This is a genomic window from Halomonas sp. 707D4 (genome assembly GCF_024158685.1).
GTDB lineage: Bacteria > Pseudomonadota > Gammaproteobacteria > Pseudomonadales > Halomonadaceae > Vreelandella.
The window spans coordinates 1-2,577 of sequence record NZ_JAMZBD010000436.1 but is presented as its reverse complement, the minus strand read 5'-3'; the positions used below and the strand labels follow the sequence as shown (position 1 = coordinate 2,577).

Below are 2,577 nucleotides of genomic sequence, written 5' to 3'. Positions count from 1 at the left end.
GCCCTGGCGTTCGTGCTGGCGCTGGTTCTCTGGCTGGCGCTGGACATCGCCCAGCGCCAGCCAGAGAACCAGCGCCAGCACGAACGCCAGGGCCAGCGCGTAGGAGAGGGGAATGCGTCGCATGGGATCAAACGGTCTCGTCATGGAACAGGCGTGGGCAACGGCTCACACCATAGCGCAATCCCGGCGTGGCGGCGAGCTTGGGCCGGCGCGAGCGGGCGGGTCGCCTCTCGTCTAATTGAGTTTTCGGTGAACTGAGCATACCATCTTGGCGTCTTGAGTTTTGTCGACCCATCCCAAGGCGAATCAACCAAGGAGCAATGATGAAAGATCCCGTACGTATTGCGATTACCGGCGGTGCCGGCCAGATCAGCTACTCACTCATTTTCCGTATTGCCGCCGGCGACATGCTGGGCGCGGATCAGCCCGTCATTCTCCAGCTTCTGGAAATTCCCCAGGCCATGGATGCGCTCAATGGCGTGGTGATGGAAGTCAACGACTGCGCCTTCCCGCTGGTACAGGAAATCATCGCCTCCGACGACCCCAACGTCGCCTTCAAGGATGCCGACTACGCCCTGCTGGTGGGTGCGCGTCCGCGCGGTCCGGGCATGGAGCGCAAGGACCTGCTCGAGGCCAACGCCGCGATCTTCTCGGTCCAGGGCAAGGCGCTCAACGACAACGCCAGCCGCGACGTGAAAGTGCTGGTCGTGGGTAACCCGGCCAACACCAACGCCCTGATCGCATCCGCAAACGCGCCGGATCTCGACAAGGGCCAGTTCACCGCGATGACCCGCCTGGATCACAACCGCGCGCTGACCCAGCTTGCCCAGAAGACAGGCAAGCACGTCACCGATGTCGAGAACATGATCATCTGGGGCAACCACAGCGCGACCCAGTACCCGGACATCGCCCAGTGCACCGTCGACGGCAAGGCGGCAAGCGAGCTGGTCGAGCGCGACTGGTACGAGAACGACTTCATCCCCACCGTGCAGCAGCGCGGTGCCGCGATCATCAAGGCGCGTGGCGCTTCCTCCGCGGCCTCGGCGGCGTCCTCTGCCATCGACCACATGCGCGACTGGGCGCTGGGTTCCAAGGGCATCGTCAGCATGGCGATCCCGTCCGACGGCAGCTACGGCATCGAGGAAGGCATCATCTACTCCTACCCGGTGCGCTGTCAGGGCGGCAAGTACGAGATCGTCCAGGGCTTCGAAATCGACGCCTTCAGCAAGGAAAAGATGCAGGCCACCGAGAAAGAACTGCGTGAAGAACGCGCCGCCGTCGAGCACCTGCTCGGCTAAGCAGGCCATGGCATGACCCGAACCCCGCAAGCGATTGCGGGGTTTTTTGTTGCCTGCGTACCTTACGCCAAGCACCGCTTCGCGCTGCCTTTAGCGGGTGCGCCCTACGGCTTACCCGCGCTACGGAATGGGGTGGCACCAACCTCGTAGCGCGGCGTAACGAGCGCCAGCGAGGCACCCGCGTGGCGGCGTTCAGCCGCCCGGATGTGCCATTGCCGCCTGTAGCACCGCTTCGCGATGCCTTTCGCGGGTGCGCCGTTCGGCTTACCCGCGCTACGGGATGGGGTGGCATCAACCTCGTAGCGCGGCGTAACGAGCGCCAGCGAGGCACCCGCGTGGCGGCGTTCAGCCGCCCGGATGTGCCATTGCCGCCTGTAGCACCGCTTCGCGCTGCCTTTAGCGGGTGCGCCCTACGGCTTACCCGCGCTACGGGATGGAGTGGCACCCACCTTGTGGCGCGGCGTAACGAGCGCCAGCGAGGCACCCGCGTGGCGGCGTTCAGCCGCCCGGATGTGCCATTGCCGCCTGCAGCACCGCCTCGCGCTGCCTTTCGCGGGTGCGCCCTACGGCTTACCCGCGCTACGGGATGGGGTGGCACCAACCTCGTAGCGCGGCGTAACGAGCGCCAGCGAGGCACCCGCGTGGCGGCGCCCAGCCGCCCGAATGTGCCATTGCCGCCTGTAGCATTGCTTCGCGCTGCCTTTCGCGGGTGCGCCCTACGGCTTACCCGCGCTACGGGATGGAGTGGCATCAACCTCGTAACGCGGCGTAACGAGCGCCAGCGAGGCACCCGCGTGGCGGCGCCCAGCCGCCCGGATGTGCTATTGCCGACTGTAGCACCGCTTCGCGCTGCCTTTCGCGGGTGCGCCGTTCGGCTTACCCGCGCTACAGGATGGGGTGGCACCCATCTCGTAGCGCGGCGTAACGAGCGCCAGCGAGGCACCCGCGTGGCGGCGTCCAGCCGCCCGGATAGTGCCATTGCCGCCTGTAGCCTCGCTTCGCGCTGCTTTTCGCGGGTGCGCCATTCGGCTTACCCGCGCTACGGGATGGGGTGGCACCCACCTTGTAGCGCGGCGTAACGAGCGCCAGCGAGGCACCCGCGTGGCGGCGTTCAGCCGCCCGGCAGTTGCTTAAGAGTAGCGCTATGCGTGTGAAAGGATCTTCAACTGGTCGCGACCGTCGCGCTTGGCTTCGTAAAGGGCCTGATCGCCCTGGCCGAGCAGGCTGCTCAGGTCCTGGGTCGGGGTGTCGATGAGGGTGGCGCCGAGGCTCAGGGTGA

General features: G+C 66.1%; 1 protein-coding gene. It reads left to right on the top strand.

Going from position 1 to position 2,577, the window contains the following annotated elements; translation table 11 throughout:
* The first annotated feature begins 323 nt into the window (after positions 1-323).
* Positions 324-1,298 carry a malate dehydrogenase gene (locus BIS11_RS14890; protein ID WP_253426769.1) on the top strand — a complete coding sequence of 325 codons (975 nt, stop codon included), beginning with the start codon at positions 324-326 and terminating at the stop codon, positions 1,296-1,298.
* Positions 1,299-2,577 lie beyond the last annotated feature (1,279 nt).

Bases quoted from the DNA above. Each gene is read 5' to 3' on its own strand.
- BIS11_RS14890 (WP_253426769.1), top strand. From the start codon at position 324: ATGAAAGATCCCGTACGTATTGCGATTACCGGCGGTGCCGGCCAGATC.